Source organism: Hymenobacter daeguensis (assembly GCF_054780555.1).
The window spans coordinates 32,325-57,883 of the sequence record NZ_BAAGWC010000027.1; the positions used below are offsets into that span (position 1 = coordinate 32,325).

Here is a 25,559-nt window from a genome sequence, read left to right on the forward strand (position 1 = left end):
ATTTACAATAAAATGCCCGCCAAAACAGGGGTCAAAATATTGACTTGATATTGCCAATTCAAGCATCAAAACGCCCTAAAAACCCACCGAAAAGCCAAGCCGGCGAAGCGCGTCATGGCTGGTAAGTGCCCGCTCACTCAGGTCGGTGATGATTCACCGTAAAGCGGCTGCAAACGGCCCTTATGCGCTTCCCTTTTTGCTATACCAATCGCCAAGCCGCCAATGAGCCTGATGGAGCGACGCGAAGTGCCGCGTCGCAATTTGTGCTGGCTTTTGCAACCGGTCTATACTGCCTGGATGGCCTGGATGCGCGCCTCGAACTCCTCGTTGGGAAGGAGCGAGCGGTTTTTCACCCGCGTCTTGTAGGTGTAAATCGTGTTGATGGAGTAGCCCAGCATGCGGCTGATTTGCTCACTGTCGACGATGCCCAGCCGGATGAGGGCGAAGATGCGCAGCTCCGTGGTCAGCAGCTGGTCGTCGGGCAGGCTGATGCGGTCTTCCTCCCGAAACAGGGCGTTGAACTGCGCAATGAAGTTCGGAAACAGCCGCAGAAACACGGTATCAAAGCCTTTCAGCAGCTCGTTGCGCTCGGTTTTGATGTTCACGCTGTCCACCAGCTTCTGCACGCCGGCGTACTGCTTGCTGGCCAGCAGGGCGTCTACGCGCTTCTTCAGCGTTTCCAGCTTGTCGATGTACTGGGAATTGTTGTGGAAATAGAAGCCGATGTACTCTTCCTTAATCCTATTGGCCTCGTTGAGGTCGCTGTTCAGCTCGTGCAGGGCCTCGTTGCGCTCGCGCAGCTCCTGGTTGGCGGCGAAGATGAGCTGGTCGGCTTTGCGCACCTTGCGCAGTTGCCGAAAGCTGATGACGGCGAAGCCAATTACCACGCCGGCCAGCAGCGTCATGATGATGGCGTAGGTTTTCAGCGACTTGCGCTGGTTCTCGATGATGTTGATTTTCTGGCCTTCGATGATGGACGAGACGTGGCTGATTTCAATCTGCCGCTGCCGGGCCTTGTAGAAGGTGGCGTCTTCCCGCGCTTCTTTGATGAAAGTGTAGGCGTTTTTCAAATCGCCCTGCCGGTAGCAGTAGTCCGAGAGCTTGAAGATGGCCGTGGTTTCCTTGGTAGCGGTTTTCACGTCGGCAATGGCGGCCACCAGCAGCAGCTCAAACGCCTTGTCGGGCTGGCCGGCCAGTTCGTACACGTAGGCCGTGGTGCTGGCGCTCACCGCCAGCTGGTGCAGCGTGAGGCGCGGCAGCCGCCGAATCTGCTCATACACCGCCGCGCCGGCGGCCAGGTTATTGGTTTTCTGGGCCCGAAACTCCTGCACCGACAGCGACTCGTAGGAACCGGGCCGGCTGAACAGCAGGGCGGTATCGGCGTAGGCCAGGGCCTTCTGGTAATAGACAGGCCGATAGGTCTGGTCCTGGTTAAAATCGCCCAGGTCGCTGTAGGCCCGTGCTTTCAAAAAATAAAAGCTCTGCTTATCAACCACGTTTAAAAAACCCGGCCGGATGCTCTCCAGCGTTTCGAAGGTTTCTTTGAACAGGCCCGACGACAGCAGCACGAAGGCCAGCTTCAGCTTGGCTATCTCTACTTTTTCCGGTTTCCCGAGCCGCTCGGCCAGCCGCGTAATCTTCTGGCAGTACACAAAGGCCGAATCATACTTAAAGGCCTTATACTCATCGTAAATACGCAGACCCAGGTCGAACCGGGTGTCGTCGCTGACTTCGGCCGAAGCAAAATCGGCCGTGAGTACGGCAATGCGGTTCAGGCGCTGGCCATCGTACTCTTTTTTATGAGCCAGGGCCTGGTTCAGCTCCGTCAGCAGGCTGTCGGCGGTAGCAGGGCCGGCCAATGCACAGGCCGGCAACATGCTGAGCACGAAACCACAAAGAACAACGAAAAGCTTCACCAGACGGGGCGGGTAACCATTGGGACGGGGCAAGCACCAAAAGTAACAAACGGATTGGGGATGGCCTTGCCGTGCCGCAGTTCCTATTCCTTTTCCAATACCACCATCGCCACCTGCCCTATCAACCGAACACAGAATTCTGCTGATACCTTGAAACAAAAAAACAGCCCCCGGATGCGGTACCGGGTGGCTGTTTCTGAATGAGCGAGAAACGAGGTTCGAACTCGCGACCCTCAGCTTGGGAAGCTGATGCTCTACCAACTGAGCTACTCTCGCGGAATTTGGTGCGACGAAATTACGCCAAAGAACCGGATTCGCAACCAGACGGCGGGCAGCGCCTAACCCTAAATTTGCCGTGCGCGTATCAATCACCGCCATGCCTACGCCTCCCCTCCCTCCTGCCACCAGTCGACTGGTGGGGTTTTTATTGATGCTCAGCGGCTTTTTGCTGGGGCTGGGACTGCTGCTGCGCGTGGGGGTAAGCGTATATGGCTGGTACAGCGGCACCCCGACTGGCACTTCAATTACACTCTTATCTGTCAATCTGTTGGGGATGCTGGCCAGTGGGCTGCTGATGCGTTGGGGCTTGCAGATGCGACGCGGCAACAACTCGCCCCATGACCCGGACAGCAGCGAAATGCTGTAGCAACGCCGGGCCCTACCTTTGTGCCATGTCTTCTCCCCTGCGTATCTCACTGGCCAAAGCCAACGCGGCCACCGCGGCCCAACTGGCTGACCTGGGCCGCCAGACCTTTCTGGAAACCTTTCAGAGCCAAAACACGCCGGAAAACATGGCTGAGTTTGTGGCCCAGACGTTTGGCCCCGAAATTCAGCTCGCAGAGTTGCAGAACCCCGAAATTACCTACCTGGTGGCCCACATGCAGGGCGAGGCGGTGGGCTACGCCAAGCTGCTTGACAACTCGGAGCTGGGCCTGCCCGCTAACCAGGAAGCAGCCGGCCGACTCGAAATCAAGCAGTTGTATGTGCGCGAGGACTGGCAGGGCACCGGCCTGGGGGCTGCGCTGATGCGCAGCATTCTGGCCCTGGCCGAGCAGCTGCACTGCACGGCCGTGGTGCTGGGCGTGTGGGAGAAAAACGAGCGCGCCCGGGCTTTTTATCAGCGGTTTGGCTTTCGGGAGATTGGGCAGCACGGCTTTCAGCTGGGCCAGGAACTGCAAACCGACCTGATTTTGCGTAAAGGAATGGCCGGCCGCTAAAGGCCCTACTTTTCCGCATGCTCAGTACCGCCCGCAGCCTTTTTTGCCGCCATCTTTTCCGACTGAAAAGCAGCCTTTCAAGCGCCTTGATAGTGGGCTTATGGCTGAGCGCCTGCCAGCCCCAGCACGAGCAAGCAATGGAAGCTACGGTGCCGCCCGTGGGGCACTACGAAGGCAGCCTCGCCGCCAGCGGGCAGGGCGAAATGCGGGCGGCCCTGGATATTCGCCACCCCAGCCCCGGCCATTACGAGGCCGAGCTGACCGTGAACGGGGCCAGCGCCCTCAGCTTTGTCTCCGACACCATTCTATTCAGCAATAGTCAGCTGCGGCTCAGCCGCCCGGCGCGGCCCGGCCAGGTGCTGGCGCTGACGCTGGACGGCGACTTCTGGCGCGGCACCCTGGCCCTGGACTCGGCAAAGCTGACGGCCATTCTGGTGAAGCGGGGGGCGCCCACGCCCAGCACCTACCGCGTGGAGGAGGTGCCGCAGGCCAATGGCTCGGCCTGGCTTTTTTCGCCGGCCGATACCGGCACGCCCGGCGCGGCCCTGGCCGTGCTGCCCGATGCCAGCACGGCTCCCACGGCTGCTATCTGGGCCGATGCGCTGGCGCGCGAAGGCATCATTACGCTGCTGCTGCCCACGGCGGCGGATTCGGCCACGACGACGGCCGAAACCCCGCGCCTGCAGGCAGGCCTCCGCTTTTTGCACGGCACGGCCGGGGCCGACACCACCAGCCTGGGCGCCTGGGCCACCGGGCGCCGGGCCACGGCGCTGGCGTCGGCACTGACGGAGCCCGGTGCCCCCCGACCGGCCTTTTTTATTGTCCAAAACGCAATGATTGGCCCCGATGCCCGCACGGCATTTCGGGAATTGAAGAGCCGGAAGCTGCCGGTTCTGGGCCTGTATGGGGGCACGGCGGCTACCGCCGGCGCGGCCACGCTGCGGCGGGCGACGGGCGGCCAGCGCGGAATACTGGTGCGCAGCTACCGCGCCACAGGTCCGGATTTGCTGCTGCCCGGCCCGCTGGGCCCCCAGTTTGGGCCCGGGCTGCCGGGCGAAGTAGTGGAGTGGATACGCAACCGGTAAGCCCGGCAATTGCCAGCAGTTACTCTACCATTATCCGCCGGGTTAGCACTTGAGTGGGCGTAGTAACCGACAGGATGTACAGCCCCGGGGTGGCCGGCACCCAATCCAATACGGCTTCGGCACTGTGGGCGGCGGGCCAAGCAGCACCCCCCATTCGCTGCCCCAGGCTATTGAACAAGACGACCGTAAGGGGCCCGGTTGGTAAAGCACTCAGTTGCAGTGGCTGGCCCACCCGTACGGGCACCGGCGCCACCGTTATGCCAGCCGCCGGCCCTATTGCGGCCGTGGCCAGCACAATGCCCAGCGGCGTAGCCGAAGTGCCTGCTCCCAGCGGTGTGCTCACGCTGATGAAGCCGCCAGTGCTGCCAGCCGGCACCATAAACGTCAGCGCGGTGCCGGCAGCATTCACCACGAAACCCGTGATGGCTACGCCTCCCAGCAGTACGCTGGTGGCGCCGGTGAGGTTGGTACCCATGACGGTGATGGTGGTGCCCGGCGCGGCCGTAGCTGGCGCAAAGCTACTAATGGCAGGGGCTGCCAGCACCTGAAAGGGCGTCTGGCTCCAGGCCGTGCCATCGGGTCCGAGAATAGCTACTCGGCCCGATACCGCTCCGGCTGGTACTGCTACCGTAAGCACCGTACCGGCCGCGTTCACGGTGAAACCCGGCGCTGCCACACCGCCAAACGTGACCAGCTGGGCTGCGCCCAGTCCCACGCCCGTGAGGGTAACGGTGGCCCCTGCCGCGCCGACACCGGGGCTTATAGATGCCAGCGAAAACGACGTGGCGGGCCGCATGCCCGTCTGCACGCTGGCAGGCCGCAAGCTGAACGAAGGAATGCCGCTTTGGCCACTGCTGTTGTTGCCCCACGCCCAGAATGTACCGTTGGCCTGCACACCGAGGGCGTGTGTTCCGCCGGCCGCAATGGCCGTCCAGATAGCGTTGCCCACCTGCGTGGGCAACGTTCGATACGTCAAGGTTCCAGTGGCGGAACCTAACTGCCCGAAATAATTATTGCCCCAAGTCCAGAGGGTTCCATTGCGTTTCAGGGCCATCGAGAACGGTTCATAGCTGTCATCCGGACCGGTGGCAACGGTGCTCCAATCGGTAGCCGTGCCGATGCGAACCGGTGTGCTGCGGTAGGTGGTCGTGCCATCGCCCAATTCCCCTACGGTGTTATTGCCCCAGGCCCACAAGCTGCCGTCGGTGCGCAGGGCCAATACGTGCCCCCCGGAAGTCGCCAGCTGCGCCCAGGTGGTGACGGTGCCAATGCGTAAGGGCGTGCGCTGATTGCTGCCACTGCTGCTGCTGCCGTTGCCAAACAGTCCCGGGCCGCCCCAGGCCCAGAGGCTGCCATCGGTGCGCAGGGCCAGGGTGGGACCGGTGGCGCACACGACTTGCTTCCAGTCCCGGTCGGTGCCAACCTGGACCGGCTGGGTACGTTGCGTGGTGGTGCCGTCGCCGAGCTGCCCATAGGTATTATCGCCCCAGCCCCAGAGCGTTCCATCGGCCCGAATGGCCAGGGAGTTATTGCCGCTCGTTGCCAATTGCTTCCAATGGCTTGCCGAAACACTGGTGGGCGCCAGGCGGGCGGTGGTGGTGCCGTCGCCCAGTTGCCCGAATTGGTTGTCGCCCCACGCCCACAAGGAACTGTCGGCGCGCAGGGCCAGCACGTGGATACTGTTGCCGCTCAGATGAATATACGTAGCCGGTGAGTCAATCCGGGCAACGGTTTGCCGATTGGCCAGGGGGCCGTCGCCCAGCAGGCCGATGTAGTCGCTACCCCAGGTCCAGAGGCTGTTATCGGCCCGTAAGCCCATGCTCGTGCTGGTAGTGGCGGCGGGGGTTGTCCAGTTGGCGGCCGTGCCCACCTGCGTTGGCACCGGAATTTTTGCCAGCGTGAGGGTAGGGTCGCCCGATTGTCCGTATTCATTGCCACCCCACATCCACAGGGTGCCATCGGTTTGGTCAGCGGCCGAAGTAAAGCCTCCGGCAGCCACCCGGCTCCAGGTATTGCTACTTCCTACCTGCACAGGAATGGTCGAATCAGTGCGCGACCCATCGCCTAAACTGCCTCGCCCATTTCTGCCCCAGCTCCACAAAGTGCCATTAGTCTGAGTGGCCAGAATGTGGGCTGCCGAACCGCCGGCTACGCGGCTCCAGGTAGTACCGGGCACTAGTTGCCGAGGTGCGTCAACGTCGTTTGGGTTTCCCGCATCCAGCACGTTATAGATGTTGTTGCCCCAGCCCCATAGCGTGCCATCGGCCCGGATGCCTAGTGAGAATTCTCCGGCACTGATACGCACCCAGTTAGAAGCGGTTCCTATCCGGGTAGGAGAAGGGTTATATAGGCCAACGTTGGGAATGCCCAGATTCTGGCCACGTCCCCAGGCCCAGAGCGTGCCGTTGGTTTTCAGAGCCAGCGTGTAGTTGGTGCCCGCGCTCACGCTCGCCCAGTCGGTATCGGTGCCTACCTGGGTAGGTCCCCCCTGGGCGGTAGTACCGCCATTGCCCAATTGGCCAATGGTGTTGCTGCCCCAGGTCCAGAGCGTGCCATCGGCCCGCACCGCCACGCTGTGCTCCGTGCCAGCAGCGGCGCAGGCCCACGGGCCCGCTGATACCAGCTGAGGCGCCAGCACATCGTACATGGCATAATACCCCAGTGCCGCCACGTTGTGGCCCCAGCTCCACAAGGAGCCATCCGTTTTCAGGGCTAGCGCATAGCTGTAGTTCGGCGCATTTCCTACACTCACCGTGCGCCAGGTGGTGCCCGTACCAATTCGGACCGGGCGAATGCGAGAGGTAGTGGTGCCGTCCCCCAGGCGGCCATCGGCGTTGTAGCCGCAGCCCCACAGGGTGCCATCGGCGTGAATAGCCAGGGTATGGCTGGGGCCCACAGCTATGGTTTCGGGCTGGGCCAAAGCTCGCCCCATACCCATGCTTAGCAAACAAGCCAGCAACGTAAGGCTACGGTAGAAATGCAGAGACATACGCTAATCAGTTGGTTTTCTGGCCCAAATTACGCGTCGTCGCTCCACATTCCAATACCACTATTTCTATCTCATTGTCCTGTTAAATAATCAATAACCCCTTCTCCCGCAGCAGCGCCCAGGCCGGGCTTTGCAGAAACGCCTCAAAGGCACCTTCCGATTTCGGAAAGCTGGCCGCCGCGTCCTTCACCAGCACTTTCGTGTCGTAGTCGTGGCTGAGCCGGGCGAGCAGCTGGTGCAGCCAGCGGCCGGCGGCCTCGGTGGTTTTCACCTCAAAATCCTCGGCCTGCTCGTAGCAGGTGAGCACGGCCCGGGGCGCTTTTTTGCCGGGCTCGAGGCGGATGTCGGGGGCGTTGCCGAGCCAGAACAGGCGCTGGTTTTGCCGGGCAAAGTCGGGTTTCTCGGGCGCTTGCAGGGCCTGCTGCACGAGGTGGCGCGGGGTGGCCGGGCGCGGCGTTTTGAAATCGAACCAGCGGGCCAGCGGCTCATCGAGCGCTACGCCGTGCAGGTAGTTGTAGAGCGACTTGGCCAGGCCGGGGCCAAACGCCTCGTGGTCGGTGCCGAGGGGGTCGTCGTGCCACAGGTCGTTCCAGGCAAAGCCGGCGGGCTCGGGGCCGATGGCGGCCACCTGGTACTTCGCCGGATTTTTGCCCACGGGCGAGTGGGCCGTCATCGAGAAGCGGTGCCAGTAGCCGCTTTGCACCACGCCGGCGGCGAATAATTGGCGCACCACTTCGAGGCTGTCGATGGTTTCCTGGGCGGTTTGGGTCGGAAAGCCATACATCAGGTAGGCGTGCACCATGATGCCGGCCTGGGTAAAACCATCGGCCACACGGGCCACCTGCGCAATGGTCACGCCCTTCTCCATCAGCGCCAAAAGCCGGTCCGAAGCCACTTCGAGCCCGCCGCTCACCGCAATGCAGCCCGAGGCAGCCAGCAGCCGGCAGAGGTCGGCCGAGAAGGTTTTCTCGAACCGAATGTTGCCCCACCAGGTGATGGGCACCCGGCGCTTGAGCAGCTCCACGGCCAGGTCGCGCAGGGCCAGGGGCGGGGCAGCCTCGTCCACGAAGTGAAAGCCGGTCTGGCCGGTTTGCTTGATGATTTGCTCGATGCGGTCGACCAGCAGGGCGCTGGGGGCCGTTTCGTAACGACTTATGTAATCGAGCGTTACGTCGCAAAACGAGCAGCGCTTCCAGTAGCAGCCGTGGGCCACGGTGAGCTTGTTCCAGCGGCCGTCGCTCCAGAGGCGGTGCATGGGGTTCAGCACTTCCAGCACCGAGAGGTACTCGGTGAGGGGCAGGTCGGAGTAGTCGGGCGTGCCTACTTCAGGGTGCGGAATGTCGGGAAACGGGTGGTTGACGTACTGGATTTCGCCGGCTTCGTCGCGCAAAAAGGTGCGCTGTAATAATTTCCTGTCATCCTGAGCGGAACAAAGGACCTTCTCACGCTCAAGCACGGCAGCAACGCCGTTACTTCTTTGCTCAGCGGGAAAAGGTCCTTCGCTGCGCTCAGGATGACAACGGTTACCCAAATACTCCAGCAGCCGCAGCCACGGCCCTTCGCCGTCGTCCAGCGTCAGGTAGTCGATGTAATCGAAAAAGCGGGGCTCCCGGATGTCGCGCAGCTCCGTGTTGGGGTAGCCGCCGCCCATGATGGTCACGGTTTCGGGGCGGGTTTGCTTGATGTGCCTGGCCAGGCGCAGGGCGCCGTAGAGGTTGCCGGGGAAGGGCACGGTGAAGCCCACCACATCCGGTTTCACGCGTTCCAGCAGCGGCTCCAGCTCCTCCAGCAGCATCTGGTCGAGCAGGTTGGGGGCGGCTTCCAGCTCCCGGTGCAGGGGCTCGAAGCTGGTGGCGGAGAGGGCCAGCTTCTCGGCGTAGCGCGAGAAGCCAAAGTGCGGCCCCACGGTTTCCTTGATGAGGTCGGCGAGGTCTTCGAGGTAGAGCGTGGCCAGGTGCCGGGCCTGGTCCGTCAGGCCCATGGTGCCGAAGGCGGTTTCGAGGTCGGCCACGTTGTCGAAGCGGCTGGCTTCGGGCAGGAAACGGCCGTGGCAGATGCGCGGGGCCAGCGTGAGGTCTTTGTTTTGCAGAAACCGGATGACCGGACCGATGGTGGCAAGGTAGCGGTTCTGGAGCCGCAGCATGCGCCGGGCATTGTCGCTGAGGTCAAAATCGCCGGCTTCGATTTCCTGAAAAACGCGCTTGAGCCCAGCTTCCGAAAACAGGCGCAGCACCAGTTGCAGGCCCAGGTCGGCCTGCGTCGCGGCGTAGCCGCGCCCCGTGAGGAAGCCCTTGATGTAGGCCGTGGCCGGGTACGGCGTGTTGAGCTGCGTGAGCGGCGGCGTGAGCAGCAGGATGCGGGGCGAGGCAGTAGGCACAGTGGGGACTAACCCGGCAGCGGGCGCGGGGGTTCAATTTGGGGCAAAGGTCGGGCGCAGCAGCGGCTCGGCGGGCAGACAAGATAGTATTGGCCCCAGGCCGAAATCCTGCATGACCGCGAGGCCGGCCTTCCCCGTAGGCAATACTATCCATCAATCCATTTACCAGCCCCTTCCTTCCCATGCACACGCCCGCTCCCCGCGCCCGCCAGCACAACCAAGCCGTCCTCGATGCCCTCAGCCGCTGCATTGCCGCCTGCGAGCTGTGCGCCGATGCCTGCCTCGACGAAAAAGACCTCAAAATGATGGTGCCCTGCATCCGCCTCGACCGCGACTGCGCCGACATCTGCCGCCTCACCGCCGCCTTCATCGCCCGGGGTTCCGACCACGCCCAGCATGTGCTGAACGAGTGCATCGAAATTTGCCAGAAGTGCCACAACGAGTGCGCCAGGCACCCGCACGACCACTGCCTGCAATGCGCCAAAGCCTGCCAGGCCTGCGTGCAGGCGTGCCAGGAGTACGCGGCATAAGCCTTGGCTTACACCTGTGCCACACAAAAAGCCCCGGCTCTGCTCAGAGCCGGGGCTTTTCACTTTACAAGGCTTGTCGCTGAGCACGGGACCGATTGCTTCGGCTACGCCTCGCGATGCCAGACGCTTTCCCGCTTACGCCAGCGCGTCCAGCGACATGCGCTCGGGGGTCATCAGGCGGCGGAATTCGCTCACGGAATAGCCCGTCACCTGACGGAACTGGTTGCTCAAGTGCTGGCCGGAGCTGTAGCGCATCTGGTCGGCTATCTGGTTCAGGGTGAGCTCGCCGTAGCTGAGCAGCTCCTTCACGCGCTCAATTTTGAGGCGGATGAGGTATTTCTCGATGGTGAGGTGGGCCGTGCGCGAAAACACCTTGCTCAGGTGCGAGTAAGTGGCGGCGAAACGGTCGGTCAGAAAGGCCGAGGTGGTGAGCGGCGAGCGGGCGGTGCGCAGGTGCTCCAGGTATTCGGCCAGGGTGCCTTTGATTTGCTCGGTCAGCTGCTCGGCCCGGCCGCGCAGCAGCTCGAAGCCGGCGGCGTGCAGCAGCGGCGCCAAGGCTTCGGGGTCGGCGGGGGTGCTGTCGTCCAGCTCGGCCACGCCCAGCGAAACCGCTTTGGGCCGGTAGCCGGCGCGCTCCAATAGACTATGCACGGCCTCCACGCAGCGGGGGCACACCATATTTTTGATATGCAGCAGATTAGTTTTCAAGGGCTTTACGATTTTTCGGGCCGCCGCGAGGCAGCCGGTGAAGAATGAGAACGCGCTGTGGCAGCACCCGCCGACGCCCGGCGTGGGCGCGGGGCCGGCGTGGAGACTTCAGTCCAGCCCCGCCCAAACCAATGGGCGGTGGCCCAGGTCACGAACGGCACCACGGCCAGGAAGGTAACCGCCAACAGCCAGCACAATACGAAAAAGGCAGAAAAAAGTCGGCTAAAAAAATGGTCGCTCACCCCAAACAGATAAATGACCAGCATTAGTGCCAGCCCGAAGCTGATGCCTGCCAGCACGCCCACCCGCCGCCAGGGCCAGGCGGCAACGTGTTTCTGAAGGCGGGCACGCAGGGGTAATGCCATAATTTTATGAATTCGGGACGGTGAAAATACGCGAAATCTATTTAACTACCTGCTGCCCGCCCAGCAGCGCCAGCAGCTCGTGCTGCACCGCCTGGCCGTTGTCGGCCGCGTACCAGTCGTTCATGCCCTTCACTACCTGATTGGTATGCAGCAGCTTATCGCCGTGCAGGCGGTGGGCCAGCTCCTGCGCGGCGGCCGGGCGCGGGCCCCAGTCGCCGAGGTCGGCCCCGGTGGCGGCATCGCGCCGGATGAGCTTGGGAATGCTGTTTTTGCCGTTGGTCTGGTGGGCGGCCATCAGCGCCGGGTGCTCGGAGCGGAGCAGGACGTGCAGGCGCACGCGGCCGGCGCTTTCGTCGGCCAGGTGCGCCAGGATGGGCAGCACGTGGGCCGTGTCGCCGCACCAGGCTTCGGCCAGCACCAGCCACTGCTCGGGCCGGGGCAGCGTGCGCAGGGTTTCGACCAGCCCGGGCAGCAGCGGCAGCACGTAGGCGCGGTCGAGGTGGCCCTGGTTCTGGTCGGTATAGCGGATGAGGCCCGGCGACTGCTCGGGGCCGGTGGTGCGGCGGCCGGCGGCCAGGTCGCGCACCAGCGCCCGGAACTCAGCGTAGGTGTAGGCCGGGGCGGGCACGGCGGCGGCGGAGAGAGAAGACATGAGCGAAAATGTACGGGAATGAGGGAAGGCGTGTAACCTACGAGGCGCACGCCCCGCTACAACCGTACCCGGGCCGGCAGGTTCGGGTTGCGCGGCGGGAGGTTATTTCTTTACCTTGCAACGTCGCACATCTTTCACACCCCCACTCCCTCGTTTTCATGCTTCTGAAATCCCTCCTCCGCCCCGTTGCCGTGGCTTTCGCCCTCACCGCTTCGCTGAGTGCCTGCAGCTCCGGCACCAAAGAAGGCGATACCAACGTAGAGCGCGGCTACACCAAAAAAGGGCCCGCCGCCCCGCAGGACGGCGTAGCGGGCGGCGACTCGGCCACGGCCGGCCTCTCGCGCGACACCACCCACCGCCCCACCGGCAAGGAGCTCTACAAAGCCGCCGGCGAAGCCACCGACCGCAACCACGACGGCATCGCCGACTAAGCAGCGGCGCTTCCCGGCCATTAAAAAAGTCCCTCACCTGGCGGCGAGGGACTTTTTCCTTTTTATGCAGAAAGAAGCAGGTGTGGAAAAGAAGGATGGTTTAGTAGAACACGAAGCCGTTGGGGCCGGCGCCCACCGTGGTTTCGTCGATTTTGGTGCCATCGGTCTGGTAGCGGGCCATTTTATCGGCGGAGAACGTGCCGGTGCCGGTATAGATTGTGCCGCTGATGGGGTCGATGCCCAGGCCGTAGAACTGCCCGGTGATGAACGGCGTGGTGAGCGAAGGCAGGGCGGCATCGGCAATGCCGAAGCGCACCACGGCCCCGTTGCCGGTGAAGGCATTCACGGCGCGGAAGTAGAGCTGGTCGCCCGCGCCATTGGCCTGCAGGTCGCTGGGGGCAAAGAGGTTGCTGGCAAACGTGCGCGTGGTGGTGCCGGTGGTGGGGTTGGCGGGGTCAATGCTGTAGAGGCTGCCGGCCGTGGTAAGGCCGTAGTCGACGGCGCTGTAGTTGCTCGTGTACACCACGTTGCCGCCGCACAGCACCCAGAGGCGGGCATTTTTGTCGAGGGCGAAGCTGTTAGGCGACGCGCCCACGGTCAGGGTATTGGTGACGCGGTTGGTGGCGGGGTCGATGACGGTGACGGTGCCGCTGCCCGAGTTGGCCACGAATACCTTGCCGCCGGCCAGGGTGAGGCGGCCGGGCGTGGAGCCGGTGGCAATGCTGTCGACCACGGTGTTGGTAATCAAATCCACGATTTTAATGCCGGCCCGCACCGTGCTGTAGTTGCCCCACTGCGTCACGTAGGCCCGGCTGGTGCTGATGGGCAGGATGTAGCGCGGGCTTTGCAGGCCATTAATCACGCCCACGGACTTGAAATCGGGCAGCGACACGACTTCCACCTTGTTCGAGCCGTTCATCACGATGTAGCCGCGCTTGTCGCGCACGGCCATGCTTTGGGTAAGGTTGCCCAGTCGGCGGCCGTTCACGCTCTGAAACAGGTCGTTGGTCACGGCTTTCGACGTTTTATCGAACAACGAAACGGTGCCCACGCCGGTGCCATTGGAAAATGGCCCTTCGTTGAGGACATACACACTGTTATTGTCGGATGAGGGCGCGGTCGTGGTCTCGTTGTCGGGGCTGCAGCTGGCCAGGGCCAGCAGGGCCAGCACGGGGAAAGTGAGGAGTTTAGAAAAACGCATGAGTAAAAAGAAATTGGGGATTAAAGATTGGTAATCAAGCATTAGCGCCAGCCCACGCGCAGGCTGCACCCGAAGGCCCGGGGCGGAGCCGGCCGGCCTTCGTAGCTCTCGTAGGTGTGGTCGAGCAGGTTGGTGGCCTGCAGCAGCAGCAGGGCTTCGAGGCCCGCGCCGGGGTGCAGGGTGTAGCTCAGGCTGCCCCCCAGCACCGCGTAGCTGGGCAGGTAGGCGCGGGCGGTGGCATCGGTGTAGCGGTAGCTGCTGGCGTTGCTGGTAGCGCCAATGCGCCAGCCCCGCCAGGCATAGTCGAGGCTGATGGCGCCGGTGTGCGCCGGCACGTAGGGCAGCGGCTGGCCGGCGGGCACGGGGTCGTCGGCAGTGGGCTGGCTGGTGCGGGCGCTGGTGAGCGAGTAGGCCGCCCGGGCCGTGAGGCGGTGCGCGCCGCGCCGCAGCGTGAGCGCCGAGCTGGCTTCGAGGCCCTGGGTCTGGACCTGCCGCAGGTTGCGGGGCCGCCAGAACCCTTCGGGGCCGGGGGTCCACTGCACCCAGTCGTTCACCAGCTGGCGGTAGCCGGTGAGCTCGGTTTGCAGCGTGGTGCGCGGCGCCGGACTGATGCGATGCAGCAGGCCGGCTTCGTAGCCCAGGCCGGTTTCGGGGCGCAGGCCGGGGTTGCCGCCGGGGTTGTAGTACCGCTCATTCAGCGTGGGCGCACGGTAGCTGCGGGCCACGCTGGCCTTGAAGGTGAGGGAGTGACCAGGGGAATGGGTGAGTGAGTCAGCCGGGCCGCTCGTCCACAGGTCCCACTCCAGGCCCAGCGTGGGCGTGAGGGGCCGGCCCTGGGGCAGCGCGGCCTGGCGCAGGTTGGCGGTGAGGCGCAGGCCGGGGTGCGGGTCGTAGCGAAACAGGGCAAAGGCGGCGGCGCGGTTTTCCGTCGTCACCGGGTTCAGGTATTCGCTGAAAGCGGCGTTGAAGTGCTGTACCTCAGCTCCCAGGCGCAGCGAGCCCCGGCGGCCCACGGCGGCCGTGTACTCGGCCTGGGCCTGGGTGGTGCGCACCCGCGAGTCGCTCAGAATGGTGAGGTCGTGGTAGTTCAGCACGTCCTCAAACCAGGCGGCACGCACGGCCCACTGCGCCCGCGCCGACGCCAGGCGACGGTAGCCCAGCACGAAGCGTCGGCTCTGGTCGTACTGGCGGGCGTTGCGCACCACGCCGGCGGCGGGCTCCACTTCCCGGTCGGTATCGGTGAGCCAGGCGCTGGCCGTGAGCTGGCCGGCCGTGCCCAGCCGCAGGGCCACTTCCGGGGCCAGGCTCCACTGGTGGCGCAGGGCCGCGCCGGTCAGCAGATGCCGCACCGGTCCGCTGAACTCCTGCGTGGTGTAGGGGTAGTTATTGTCGGCCTGCCGGTAGCTGGCAGCCACGCGCACCGCCACCGCGCCGCTGGCGCCCGAGGCATTGAGGCTGCTGCCGCGCAGGCCAAAGCTGCCCGCATCGGCCTGCACCGTGCCCCGGATGCCGGGCTGCCAGTCGGGCGCGGTGTTCAGCAGCACCGCCCCGCCAATGGCCCCACTGCCGTAGAGCGCGGCGGCCGGGCCGGGCTGCACCGCCAGGCTGGTATTGGCGCCCACGGGCAGCAGGGCAAAGTCGTTCTGGCCCAGCGTGGGCAAGGTGATGTTCAGGCCATTCCAGAGCACGGCCGTGTGCTGGGCCGAGGTGCCCCGAATGGAGATGGAAGCCAGCTGCCCCGGCCCGTAATTCTTGATATACAATGGTGTGCGCTCCTGCAGCAGCTCGGCCACGGTGCCGTTGCGGTACTGGCTCAGGGTCACCGAATCGGCGGCGTAGTGCCGGCTGCCGGTGGCGAAGCGCTCCGGCCCCACGGCCCGCACCTGCACCTCGGCCAGGCGGTGCCGCCGCCGCGAGAGCTGCGCCGAATCGGGCGGGGCCGGGCGGGCGGGCTGCTGCGCCGCAGCCGGGCCGGCAGCGCACAGCACCATTACCCCGCCCCAGAAGGCCGTCGGCTTAAAGAAAAATGAACGCAGCGGAATCAAATTTTCGGCGAAGAAAATTCGATTCAAAATCTGGCGCGGACCCGCTTCTTTCGAAGCCAGCCACCGTCAGACCGAGGCCGAAAAACAGGGGGTAATCCGGCTGCCCGGGGGTGGCCGCTGTTCTCTTTCTCCATTCGTCCTCCGCGAATGCTGAACCTGTGAGTGCCCTGGCAGGTCTCCTGGCTTGCTCCGCCGGGCGGGCCGCCTTCCCATTTAGCCGCTGATAGTCAGCAGCTAAAAAGTGGCATCGTGGCCCGCCCCGATGTGGAGCGTACAGTTGCGGGGACAGCTCCGGCATCGAACCGGATTCCCTTTTCAGCCGCGCCCCGGGAGTGGGGTCTGGCACCATTGCAGGCGCAAAGGTAAGCAGAAGTCGCCTGTCGTCTGAGAAATCGCCGGTCATCCTGAGCGCCGCTTTTCTCAGCGCCGAAACGTGAAGCCCACAAAATACTCGTGGTCGCTGAGGCGGTTCAGGGCCAGGTGGGTGCCGAGGTCGAGCTGCAGGTTGTCGGTGACTTTGAAAATCGGGGCAAGGTTGGTGGAGGCCTGCCAGCGGCGCTGCTCGGTGTTCCACTGCGTCACGCCTTCGATGACGACGCCCACTTTTTTGGCAAAGTCCCACTCCAGCGCGGCCGAGGGCATGAGGCGCACAAAGCGCTGGGCCTGGTCCCGGTCGTAGCTCAGGTCGGTTTCAAGCTGAGCTTCCAGGTTGAGGTTGTCGCTCAGCTCCAGGTCGATGGGCAGCACCACGCCGTATTCGGCCCCGCCGCTGCCGGTGGAGCCGCCGCTGGGCAGCCGCACGTAGCCGATGACGGCCATGGCCAGCGAGCCGTTCTGGTCGTCGCCCAGGAAGTTGTGCTTCACGCGCACGGTCACGTCGCCGAAGCCGGCGGTGCGCTCCTGCCAGTCGCTGGTGCCGGTGGTCCGTTGCTTCTCAATGCTGTAGAGCGGCACTTCCAGCTGCACATCGGTGCGGCGGCTCAGGCCCAGCTTGAACATGGTGTAGGCCAGGTGCAGCTCGCGGCGCTGGTCGTCGTTGCCGGAGCCGCTGTTGCTGAGGCGAAGGGCATCCACCTCGACCTGCGCGTGGCCGGCATCCACGGTAAAGGGGCTTTCGGTGATGCCGGGGCGGTCGGGCTGCAGCTCGCGCAGGCGGTTGCGCGGCACCGGCTTGCGCCAGCTAAAGTGGGCCGAATCGTAGGGCGAGGCTTTCGGTGGGGCCTGCGCATAGCTTGCCGCCGGCAACAGGAAAATGAGCCAGAAAAGGTGTTTCATGGGCCCTGTACGGGGCAGGAAGCCGTAACGCCGGCATTCACTTCATTCAGACCGGCCTTTGGCTTCCTCAAAACGGCACCACCACCTTCACGCCCAGGTTGCGGCCGGGGTTGTAGATGCCGCTGCGGCCGTTGGGCGAGGCCGCGTAGTACTCGAAGTATTTCAGCCGGTTGAGGTGCGCCTGATAACTGGTATTGAACACGTTATCGGCTTGCAGAAACAGCTGTACCGCGTCGCGGCCGGCGCGGGTGCGGAAGGTGGTGCCCGCCCCCAGGCCCAGCAGCACGTAGCCGGCAGTGGCGGTTTCGGCCCCGTCCACGGCGTAGAACTGATGTTGGCGGGCCACGCAGTCGAGGCCGATGCGGAAGTAGGTTTCGGCCAGGCGGCCGGGCCGGGCAGGGGCCGTCAGGCGCAACTCGGTTCGGGCCTGCGGCGGCGGAATGAGCGGCAGGTAGCGGGCCGCCGCGCCGAGGCGGTCCAGCAGCGGGGCGTTTTCGTTGAGGCCGCGCACCAGGGCCGCGCCGCTGCGCCAGCTCAGCCACGGCAGGGCCGCCGGGTGAATGTTCACGCTGACTTCGGCCCCGTAGAGCCGGGCGGCGGCCTGCTGGTACTGGTAGGTGGCGTTGCCGGGCACGATTTCCACGGGCTGGCCGGCGGCATCAGACAGACGGGCCTGGTAAATGAAATGCTGCACGTAGTTGTGGAAGATTTCGGCGCTGGCCTCCCAGCCGGGCGACTGCCACAACACGCCCACATCCTCCTGCAGGCTGAATTCGGGCCGGAAGTCGCGGTTGCCCAAGTACACGATGTGCGCGCCGGGGTCGAGGCCGTTCGAGCCGATTTCGGGGATGTTGGGGGCGCGGTAGCCCCGCGCCACGTTGGCCCGCAGCGTGAGGCGCGTGCTCAGCGCATAGCTCCCGCCCAGGCTGGCCGACACGCCCTGGTAGGTATTCCGAAATGAGGGAAACGGCAGCTCGCTGCCCGCCGTGCCCGGCCCGGCAGCCCCCGCAAAGCCGGTGGCAGGGTTCGGGGCCACGTAGAAATCGGCCCAGCGAATCACCCGCGTGTCGTAGCGCAGGCCCCCGGTTAGCTCCAGCGCCCCGAAAGCTTTCTTCAGCACCCCGAAGCCGCCCAAATCGGCCAGCGTATAGGCCGGGATGGGGAAATCGGTGGCATCCTGGTGGCGGTTGACTTGCGTCATGCCGTTGCCGCCAACGGTGATTTCGACGCCGTGCCAAGCGGGCAGCAGGTAGCGGGCATCGTAGCTGTAGGTGGTCAGGCGCAGGTCGAGGCCGGGCTGGCCGGGGGCGGTGGGGTGGTTGAACTCCTGCCGGTGGTTTTGCTGCACCCCCAGCAGCAGGCGCAACTCACCTTCGCCCAGCCGGAACGTGCTGCGGCTGAACACCCGATAGTGCTGAATGTACTGGCGCAAAGCACTGATTTGGTAGGATTTCAATTCGCCATCCGTCACCAGCGGCCGGCTTTTGATGTCATCGTAAATCCCCTCCCCTACCTGCCGGGTGAAGCGGCGGCTGAGCGAGTCGCGGCTGCCGTCGGGGATTTCCTGCTGGTCGTCGTAGGCCGTCAGGTACAGGTGCGAGCTGCCCCAGCTTTTCTGCACGCCCACCATGCCCGTCACCGTCAGCTCCCGAAAACCGGTGTTGTACACGAGGCCGTCCACGGCGTTGCGGTAGTCGCGGGCCAGGCGGTGGCTGGCCCGCAGGCTGGTCTGGAAGCCGTTTTTCTGGTAGTTCAGCCCCAGCGAATTACCGAACAGGCCGTTGACGCTCTGGTATTCAGCCACCGCATCGCCGCCCAGCCTGCCTTCGGGGCCGCTGGGCAGGGCGGGCAGCAGGTTCACCACGCCGGCCACGGCATCGGAGCCGTAGAGCAGGCTGGCGGGGCCTTTCACTACCTCCACGCGGTCAATATCATAGCCATCTACTTCGAGGCCGTGCTCGTCGCCCCACTGCTGGCCTTCCTGGCGCAGGCCGTTGTACATGGTCAGCACGCGGTTGTAGCCCAGCCCCCGAATGAACGGCTTGCTGATGTTGGGGCCGGTGGTGACGGCACTCAGGCCCGGCACGCCCCGCACGGCCGCATCAATGGCATTGGTGTTGGCGTTGAGCTGCATCTCGCGCTTGCTCAGGGCCGCAATGGGCACGGGGCTGCGGCGGATTTCGGTGGCCCGGCCCACGCCCGTCACCACCACTTCGGTGAGGGCGGCGGCGGCGGCGGTCAGGGTAAAATCTACCTTCAAGCCCATTGCTGGGTTAACGGTTTTCACTACTGGCGTGAAGCCGACCGCGCTGGCCTGCAGCCGTAACTGCGCAGAAGCCGGCGCACCGTCCAGGCTGAAGCGCCCTTGCGCATCGGCCGTGGCACCAAGGGCCGTGCCGAGCACCGCCACGCTGGCAAACGACACCGGCTGGCGTTGCGCATCGCGCACCGTTCCGATAATTGTTAGTGCCTGAGCCATCAGCAGCTGCGGCAATATCAAAAACAGTAAAGCTATTATTTTCATAGTCGATTTATTCGATGCAAAAGGGCATAGCAAGTCCGCGTCACGCAATAAGTGACTTCCGATAACCCGCCGATTCAGGGCTTCGCTAGCCTGCGAAGGTTTGCCAGAGCAAAAACACGTTTAGCAGAATGATGATGCCGGACACCGCCCAGGCCACCACCTGCACCCAGGGTCGGTTCACAAATACGCCCATCTTGGCCTTGCTACCAGTAAATAGCACCAGCGGCACCACCGCAAAGCTGAGCTGTAGCGACAGGATAACCTGACTGAGCACCAGCAGCTGCCCGGTGCCTTTCTCGCCGTAGAGCAGCGCCACAATCAGGGCGGGCACCACGGCAATGAGCCGCGTGATGAGCCGGCGCAGCCAGGGCTTCAGCTTCAAATCGAGGAAGCCTTCCATCACAATCTGGCCGGCCAGGGTGCCGGTCAGGGTCGAGTTCTGGCCCGAGGCCAGCAGGGCCACGGCGAAGAGCACACTGGCCGCGCCCGCGCCCAGCACCGGCGTCAGCAACTGGTAGGCATCGGCAATGTCGGCCACGTTCTCGTGGCCTTTGCCGTGGAAGGCAGCCGCAGCCGTAACGAGGATGGCCGCATTCACAAAAAACGCCAGAAACAGCGCCAGCGTCGAGTCGATGGTGGCAAACTTGATGGCCGAGCGCTTGCCGGGCTCGTCCTTCGGAAAGTCGCGCGTTTGCACGATGCTGGAGTGCAGGTACAGGTTGTGCGGCATCACCGTAGCGCCCAGAATGCCGATGGCCACATACAGCATCTGCGGATTGGTCACGATTTCGGGCTGCGGCACCAGGCCCTTGCTCAGCAACAGCCAGTCGGGGTGCGATACCAGGATTTCGTAGAGGAAGCAGCCGAAAATGAGCATGATAAGTCCCGCCACCAGGCTTTCGATAACCCGAAAACCCTTGCTCTGGAAGAACAGCACCACCAGCACATCGAGCGTGGTAAGCACTACGCCCCAGGCCAGCGGCAGGCCGAAAAGCAGGTTCAGCGCAATGGCCGAGCCGATGACTTCGGCCAGGTCGCAGGCGGCAATGGCGATTTCGCACAGGCCCCACAGCACCAGGCTCACGGGGCGCGAGTAGTGGTCGCGGCAGGCCTGGGCCAGGTCGCGGCCGGTCACGATGCCCAGCTTGGCGGCCAGGTGCTGGAGCAGCATGGCAAACAAGTTGGAAATCAGCACTACCGACAGCAGCGTGTAGCCGTAGCGCGCGCCGCCGGCCAGGTCGGTGGCCCAGTTGCCGGGGTCCATGTAGCCCACGGCTACCAGCAGGCCCGGCCCCCAAAACGCCATGAGCTTGCGCCAGAACGACGCATTGGCCGCCGGCACCTTGATGCTGGCGTACACTTCGCTCAGCGAGTTGCCGCGCCGGGCGTGGCGCCAGCCGGCTTCGGGAACAGGTGTTTTCGACTCGGCAGCAGTAAGAGGAGGCACGATAAGCAGATGGTTTTAACAAATATACACAATTTTTAGACTACCCTAAAAATTATTTTTGACCGGTTTAAATACTGGATTTTACTGAAAAGGTTTCGCCCGGCCAGCCGAAAGCGGCTTGTGTATCGCCCAAACTTGTCCGGCCGCTAGTCCCAAAAGCCCGACCTTTGTGGCCAACTCCCCCTTGCATGACCTCTTCCCAAACCAAATACCGGCTCGGCTTGCTTTCCCTCGTGGTCAGCATTGTGCTGGTAGCCATCAAGTTCTACGCCTACCGCCTCACCCGCTCCCAGGCGGTGCTCACCGATGCCCTGGAAAGCATCATCAACGTGGCCACCAGCGGCTTCGCGCTCTACAGCCTGTACCTGGCCGGCCTGCCCAAAGACGAAAACCACCCCTACGGCCACGGCAAGGTTGAGAATCTGTCGCTGGGTTTCGAAGGCGGGCTGATTTTTATGGCCGGCGCGTTTATCCTCTACAGCGCCACCAAAAGCTTCGTTCACCCGCACCCGGTGGCCCGGCCCGACTGGGGTGTGCTCCTGCTGGCCAGCACGGCCTTGGTGAACCTCGTGGTGGGGCTGCTGCTGGTACGCACCGGCAAGCGCCTGAACTCGGTGGCGCTGGTGGGCGATGGCCAGCACCTCTACATCGATGCGCTTACTTCCATTGTGTCATCGGGGGCGCTGGTGCTGGTAGCAGCCACCGGCATGGTGCGCTTCGACAGCGGCGCGGCCCTGCTGCTGGGCGGCTTCATTCTGGTGAATGGCTGGCGCATGGTGCGCCGCTCCGTATCGGGCCTGATGGATGAAACCGACACGGCCGTGGTCACCGAGGTCATTGCCGAATTGCAGGCCCAGCGCCGCGCGCCCTGGATTGATGTGCACAACCTGCGCGTGCAGCGCTACGGCGCCAACCTGCACATCGACTGCCACATGCAGATGCCCTACTATTTCACCCTGGAGCAGGTGCACACCCAGCTGCACGACATTGAGGAGCTCATTCGGGCGCGCTTTGCGGTTGAGGTGGAGATGTTCGTGCACGCCGACCCCTGCACCTTTGCCGCGTGCTCGCTGTGCCTCGTGGCCGACTGCCCGGTGCGGCAGCACGCCTTCCGGCACGAGGTGGAATGGACGCTGCAAAACGCGGTAAAGAACGAGCGTCACCGGTTGCGGTGAGCCATATTCCTCAGCAACTGCACGAAAACCGGCCATGCTGAGCGCCGTTCCCGGTTCGCAAAAAGGGCCTTAACAAAAAGAGCCCCGCGAAATTCGCGGGGCTCTTTTTGTTGGCTGAGTGCGGTGAGGGTTACTTCACTACCTCAATCCAGCCTTTGGTTTTGGCACCGGCTTTGTCGGTGATGTAGTAGTAGTACACGCCCGGGCCCTGGCGGTCAGCGTTCCAGGTGTTCTGGTAGTTGCTGAACTCTTCCACCTTGGTACCCCAGCGGTTGTAGATTTCCAGCTTGCCACCGCGCTGCGTCGAGTTCACCACGAAGTAATCGTTGTAGTTGTCGCCGTTCGGGGTGATGATGTTCGGCGTAACTACGTCCGGCACGAAAACTTCCTGCAGGAATACGCCCTCGGGGCAGTTGGTACCAGCGGCACGCGTGCTCACATACAGACGGATGGCGTAGTAGCCGGGCTCCAGGGCAGGGGTTCTGGCCGTGGTGCGGCTGTTCGAGAAGCGCACCTGGGGAGCCGTTACTGCGGCACCGCTCACGTTGCGCACCAGCTGGTAGGTCCAGCGCACGGTGTCAATCTGGAAGCCGGGCGTTACCGGGTTCAGGGCCGCGGCGTAGCTGAACTCGAAGGTTACCGGCGGAATCAGGCTGAGGCTGCCGGGACGCGACGAGATAGCCGCAGTCTGGGTGAAGTTGGCCACAGCAGCCGGAGCTACCGAAATCGAGGACTGTGCCGTGGCGGTGCAGCCATAGGTCGTGTTGCCGGTTGCAACTACCGTGTAGGTGCTCTGAGCGGTTGGGTTTACCGTGACGCTGGCACCGGTGGCGGTGTAGCCGTTCGGGCCGGTCCAACGGTAGGTGTACGTATCCGTGAAGGCATCCGTAGCGCGGCGGGCCGTGGCCGTCAGCGTCACACCCGAGCCGGCGCAGACGGTGCTGTTGCTCGCGGCAATGCTCACCGTGGGCTGGGGTGCTACGCGCACCAGTACCGAAGTCGTGTCGCCGCACAGGCCAATGCCGAAGCCCTGCACCGGCGAGATGTACAGGCGGTAGCGCGTGGTAACGGTGGGACGCACCGTGATGTTCTGCGTGTTGGTGAGGGTGGGCAGACCAGCCTGAGCCGGCGTGCGGATACCCAGGGCCACCCACTGATAAGAGTACGTTTGCAGGATTACAGCGCCGGTAGTAGCTACCCGCACCGAGTCCGGACGGTCAACCGAGCCGTTGATTTGCAGCGAGCCGCCGGGGCAGATGGCCGGGTTCGGGGCACTGTTGCCCAGGCCGGGGTTGGTGATGTTGGCCACGGCCGTGGCACCCTTGTAGTTCACCACGCGAATGCGGATGGTGCGGTACTGAATGCCTTTGGCAGGACAGCCGTCATCTTCAATACGCAGCGGAATCAGAATAACCGTGCCCGCCAGCGAGGAGATGGGCTGGAAGTAGAACGTGGCCGAAGGCGTGGGCGTGCCGTTGTTGGCGAGCGTGAACGAGCCGATGTCGCCACCCTGCAGCAGGCCGGTGTTGATGTTGGCCGGGTAGAACACCGTCAGGTTCTGACGGGGCGTGGGGGGGTTCGGGCCCGTGTTGTCGGGGTCGGTGAAGTTGAAGCGAACGCGCGAGTAGTTGCAGGTCTTGATTTCCAGGTCGGTGGTATCACGCGTGATGTTCAGCACCACGCCGCTGCGGGGCGGGCCGGCCGTGCCGGTAGGGTTCGAAGGCACCGTGTTGCCGGCACCGTCAATCACGATAACCAAGAAGTCGCGGCGCGACGTGCCCACGAGGTAGTAGCGGCCGTTGATTTTGCGGTATTCGGTTACTTTACCTACCACCACGTATTTGTTGTCGCCGTTGGCCGAAGGAGTGTTCAGGTAGCGGTTGGGCGTGAAGGTGAAGCTGGCCTGCGACGAGTTGAAGCTGAAGCGGGGGCGCACCGTAGCCGTTGCGAAGTTGTTGGTGGGGCAGGGCGGGCGGGTAGTGCTGCCGTTTTCGTAAACCGTATCGTTGGCGACCGAAATGGGCAGGTTTTGAGTATAGGTGCCGGGAGAGCCAGCGCAGTCGATGATGCGGCGGTTGCAGCGCGGGTCAACGCGGGTCACGCAGCCGGTACCGGGATAGGTAGCGTAGGTTTCGTAGCTGTTGCAACCGTTCAGGGGGCGGTCCAGGGTGTACACCAGGGAGTCGGCCAGGTTGTTGGGGCCGCTCAGGCGGTCGTTGTCAGCAGCAGCAAACGAGATGGTGGCCTGCTGGTTCACGTACACGAAGGGCACGGGCAGGTTGGTGAGCGAGAAAATCGGCGAATCGTTGTGGATAACGATGGGCGTGCCACCGCCCACGGGCGTAATCCGCGAGTAGAGCCGCGCCTCCAGGCGCAGGTTGCCCCCCGTTGAGAGGTTGGTTACCGAAGGACGGGCGCTTTCTTCTATGCTCAGAATCCACTCGGCGGCCGGGGGCAGCACGATGGTGTTCTGATAGGTATAAACCACAAAGTTGGCCAGCGCGTTGGCCGGCGAAGAGCCCGTCAGGGTGCAGGTAGCCTGGGCCTGAAAGCTGGCGCAGTAGGGCGAGCCGATGATGGGCGTACCCACCTGGTTCAGCGTAGCCGTGCGGGCCGTGGCACCGCAGGAGTTGGTGGCGTTCAGGGTAAACGACGTGGGAGCGGAGATACCCGAGCAGTCCCGGTAGAACTCGACTTTCACCAGGTACGTCTGGTCGCCGTTGGCGGCGGTGCTCACGTAGCTGTAACTCAGCTGCCCGGCCTGGGCGTGCGAGGCCCAGGCTCGCTGCATCCCGGCCAGCGACAGGCACCAGCTCAGTAGCAAGAGGGTGGAGAGATGTAGTAATTTTTTCATGAGTGGTGAAAAGGGGTAATAAAAGGGTGAAAAAAGCGAAACCGGGTGGTTACCGACTATTCGGCGAACCAAGATACAGGGAGAAATGCAGAGCGTAAAAACCGACCCCTTATCCGAGGCTGAATTAGAGCAAATTAAGGGCCAAAAATCATAATTTCCGGATGAAATGGAACTTATTTATGAGGCTTTTTTTCGTTCGCCAGATGATGAATTTTATCAACAAATGCTGAATATCAGCACATTGAAAAACACACCGAATAGCTTGCCTGAAAAACAACCAAATTTTGCATCAATCGGGGTCAGCCAATCATTCTTTGTAACCGCCCTGGTCGTGGCTTAGCCGCGCGGCGTAGCGCCCGGCCGGGGCTCGTTGGGAAGCAAGTGGGCCGGCGGCGCAACATCGGGCCGGGGCATGGAACGTTAAATATTGTTTATATTAAATGCTTAATAAAAAATTACTGGTTGTTTTATTCCCGGCAAAATGGGAAGCTGCAATCGGGCTGACGCACGGCCAATTGCCTGACAGGTGAAAACATAGGCAATCAGCTGTATTATCGCTACATTAGGCCACGAAAGCGGCCGTTGACAGCGGCCAATGCTTTCCATCGGCGCTGCTCATCCAATCACCTTTTTTCCCCCTCTTCATTTATGAACACACTGCTACGTAATCCATGGCGCGGCAAGCTGCTGAGCGGCAAGCTGCTGGGCGGCGCGCTGCTGGCGGGCCTGCTGCTGGCGGCCCGGCCCGGCCAGGCCCAGGTCGACACC

General features: G+C 63.5%; 18 protein-coding genes, 1 tRNA gene and 1 riboswitch. Of the genes, 7 read left to right on the forward strand and 12 right to left on the reverse strand.

All coding sequences use genetic code 11. The features are described from left to right. Positions 1-284: 284 nt before the first annotated feature. Both ACYVHT_RS19755 and ACYVHT_RS19760 read right to left on the reverse strand, forming a co-directional pair. Positions 285-1,916, reverse strand: coding sequence for a DUF6377 domain-containing protein (locus ACYVHT_RS19755; protein WP_460556134.1), 1,632 nt, complete (start codon positions 1,914-1,916; stop codon positions 285-287). Positions 1,917-2,119: 203 nt separating this feature from the next. Next, positions 2,120-2,192, reverse strand: a tRNA-Gly gene (locus tag ACYVHT_RS19760). A 100-nt stretch (positions 2,193-2,292) separates the two neighbouring features. Between ACYVHT_RS19760 and ACYVHT_RS19765 the strand changes: the two genes are divergently transcribed. From ACYVHT_RS19765 to ACYVHT_RS19775, 3 genes are all read left to right on the forward strand, one after another. Continuing rightward, complete coding sequence (locus tag ACYVHT_RS19765; protein ID WP_460556137.1) at positions 2,293-2,562, forward strand: hypothetical protein; 270 nt, start codon at positions 2,293-2,295, stop codon at positions 2,560-2,562. A 25-nt stretch (positions 2,563-2,587) separates the two neighbouring features. Further along, entirely contained in the window at positions 2,588-3,133 is a 546-nt protein-coding gene (locus tag ACYVHT_RS19770) for a GNAT family N-acetyltransferase (RefSeq protein WP_460556140.1), read from the forward strand. A gap of 86 nt (positions 3,134-3,219) precedes the next feature. After that, positions 3,220-4,218 (forward strand): hypothetical protein, encoded by a 999-nt coding sequence (locus ACYVHT_RS19775; protein WP_460556143.1) that lies wholly within the window; start codon positions 3,220-3,222, stop codon positions 4,216-4,218. Between the two features lie 19 nt (positions 4,219-4,237). Here the strand turns inward: ACYVHT_RS19775 and ACYVHT_RS19780 are convergent, their stop codons facing one another. After that, a complete protein-coding gene (locus ACYVHT_RS19780; RefSeq protein WP_460556146.1) occupies positions 4,238-7,150 on the reverse strand; it encodes an RCC1 domain-containing protein in 2,913 nt (970 codons plus the stop codon). A gap of 139 nt (positions 7,151-7,289) precedes the next feature. Continuing rightward, the gene (locus ACYVHT_RS19785) at positions 7,290-9,584 is read right to left on the reverse strand and encodes a B12-binding domain-containing radical SAM protein (RefSeq protein ID WP_460556149.1); all 2,295 of its coding nucleotides are present in this window, start codon (positions 9,582-9,584) and stop codon (positions 7,290-7,292) included. Positions 9,585-9,766: 182 nt separating this feature from the next. Here ACYVHT_RS19785 and ACYVHT_RS19790 point away from each other — a divergent pair, with 182 nt between their 5' ends. Further along, positions 9,767-10,114 carry a four-helix bundle copper-binding protein gene (locus tag ACYVHT_RS19790; RefSeq protein ID WP_460556152.1) on the forward strand — a complete coding sequence of 116 codons (348 nt, stop codon included), beginning with the start codon at positions 9,767-9,769 and terminating at the stop codon, positions 10,112-10,114. A gap of 135 nt (positions 10,115-10,249) precedes the next feature. Here ACYVHT_RS19790 and ACYVHT_RS19795 read toward each other — a convergent pair whose 3' ends face one another. Both ACYVHT_RS19795 and ACYVHT_RS19800 read right to left on the reverse strand, forming a co-directional pair. Next, a complete protein-coding gene (locus tag ACYVHT_RS19795) occupies positions 10,250-10,822 on the reverse strand; it encodes a helix-turn-helix domain-containing protein (protein ID WP_460556155.1) in 573 nt (190 codons plus the stop codon). A gap of 402 nt (positions 10,823-11,224) precedes the next feature. Next, a complete protein-coding gene (locus tag ACYVHT_RS19800) occupies positions 11,225-11,839 on the reverse strand; it encodes a thioredoxin family protein (protein WP_460556157.1) in 615 nt (204 codons plus the stop codon). Between the two features lie 158 nt (positions 11,840-11,997). Between ACYVHT_RS19800 and ACYVHT_RS19805 the strand changes: the two genes are divergently transcribed. Continuing rightward, positions 11,998-12,270: a hypothetical protein gene (locus ACYVHT_RS19805; protein WP_460556160.1), complete on the forward strand. Its 273-nt coding sequence runs from the start codon at positions 11,998-12,000 to the stop codon at positions 12,268-12,270. Positions 12,271-12,370: 100 nt separating this feature from the next. On the opposite strand, the gene ACYVHT_RS19810 is transcribed toward ACYVHT_RS19805, so the two are convergent. The 5 genes from ACYVHT_RS19810 to ACYVHT_RS19830 all read right to left on the reverse strand — a co-directional run bounded on the left by ACYVHT_RS19810 (position 12,371) and on the right by ACYVHT_RS19830 (position 20,762). Further along, positions 12,371-13,471, reverse strand: a complete 1,101-nt coding sequence (locus tag ACYVHT_RS19810; RefSeq protein ID WP_460556163.1) for a DUF5074 domain-containing protein — start codon at positions 13,469-13,471, stop codon at positions 12,371-12,373. Between the two features lie 41 nt (positions 13,472-13,512). Further along, the gene (locus tag ACYVHT_RS19815; RefSeq protein WP_460556166.1) at positions 13,513-15,516 is read right to left on the reverse strand and encodes a TonB-dependent receptor plug domain-containing protein; all 2,004 of its coding nucleotides are present in this window, start codon (positions 15,514-15,516) and stop codon (positions 13,513-13,515) included. Between the two features lie 152 nt (positions 15,517-15,668). After that, positions 15,669-15,881: riboswitch (cobalamin riboswitch) on the reverse strand. Between the two features lie 55 nt (positions 15,882-15,936). Continuing rightward, positions 15,937-16,791 (reverse strand): transporter, encoded by an 855-nt coding sequence (locus tag ACYVHT_RS19820; RefSeq protein ID WP_460556169.1) that lies wholly within the window; start codon positions 16,789-16,791, stop codon positions 15,937-15,939. 67 nt (positions 16,792-16,858) lie between these two features. After that, positions 16,859-19,270 carry a TonB-dependent receptor gene (locus tag ACYVHT_RS19825; RefSeq protein ID WP_460556172.1) on the reverse strand — a complete coding sequence of 804 codons (2,412 nt, stop codon included), beginning with the start codon at positions 19,268-19,270 and terminating at the stop codon, positions 16,859-16,861. A 130-nt stretch (positions 19,271-19,400) separates the two neighbouring features. Then, positions 19,401-20,762 (reverse strand): divalent metal cation transporter, encoded by a 1,362-nt coding sequence (locus ACYVHT_RS19830; protein ID WP_460556174.1) that lies wholly within the window; start codon positions 20,760-20,762, stop codon positions 19,401-19,403. 188 nt (positions 20,763-20,950) lie between these two features. Between ACYVHT_RS19830 and ACYVHT_RS19835 the strand changes: the two genes are divergently transcribed. Next, complete coding sequence (locus ACYVHT_RS19835; RefSeq protein ID WP_460556176.1) at positions 20,951-21,937, forward strand: cation diffusion facilitator family transporter; 987 nt, start codon at positions 20,951-20,953, stop codon at positions 21,935-21,937. 130 nt (positions 21,938-22,067) lie between these two features. Here ACYVHT_RS19835 and ACYVHT_RS19840 read toward each other — a convergent pair whose 3' ends face one another. Next, positions 22,068-24,791, reverse strand: a complete 2,724-nt coding sequence (locus tag ACYVHT_RS19840; RefSeq protein ID WP_460556179.1) for a gliding motility-associated C-terminal domain-containing protein — start codon at positions 24,789-24,791, stop codon at positions 22,068-22,070. A 166-nt stretch (positions 24,792-24,957) separates the two neighbouring features. On the opposite strand from ACYVHT_RS19840, the gene ACYVHT_RS19845 reads away from it, so the two are divergent. Beyond that, complete coding sequence (locus ACYVHT_RS19845) at positions 24,958-25,131, forward strand: hypothetical protein (RefSeq protein ID WP_460556182.1); 174 nt, start codon at positions 24,958-24,960, stop codon at positions 25,129-25,131. Positions 25,132-25,559: the final 428 nt, after the last annotated feature.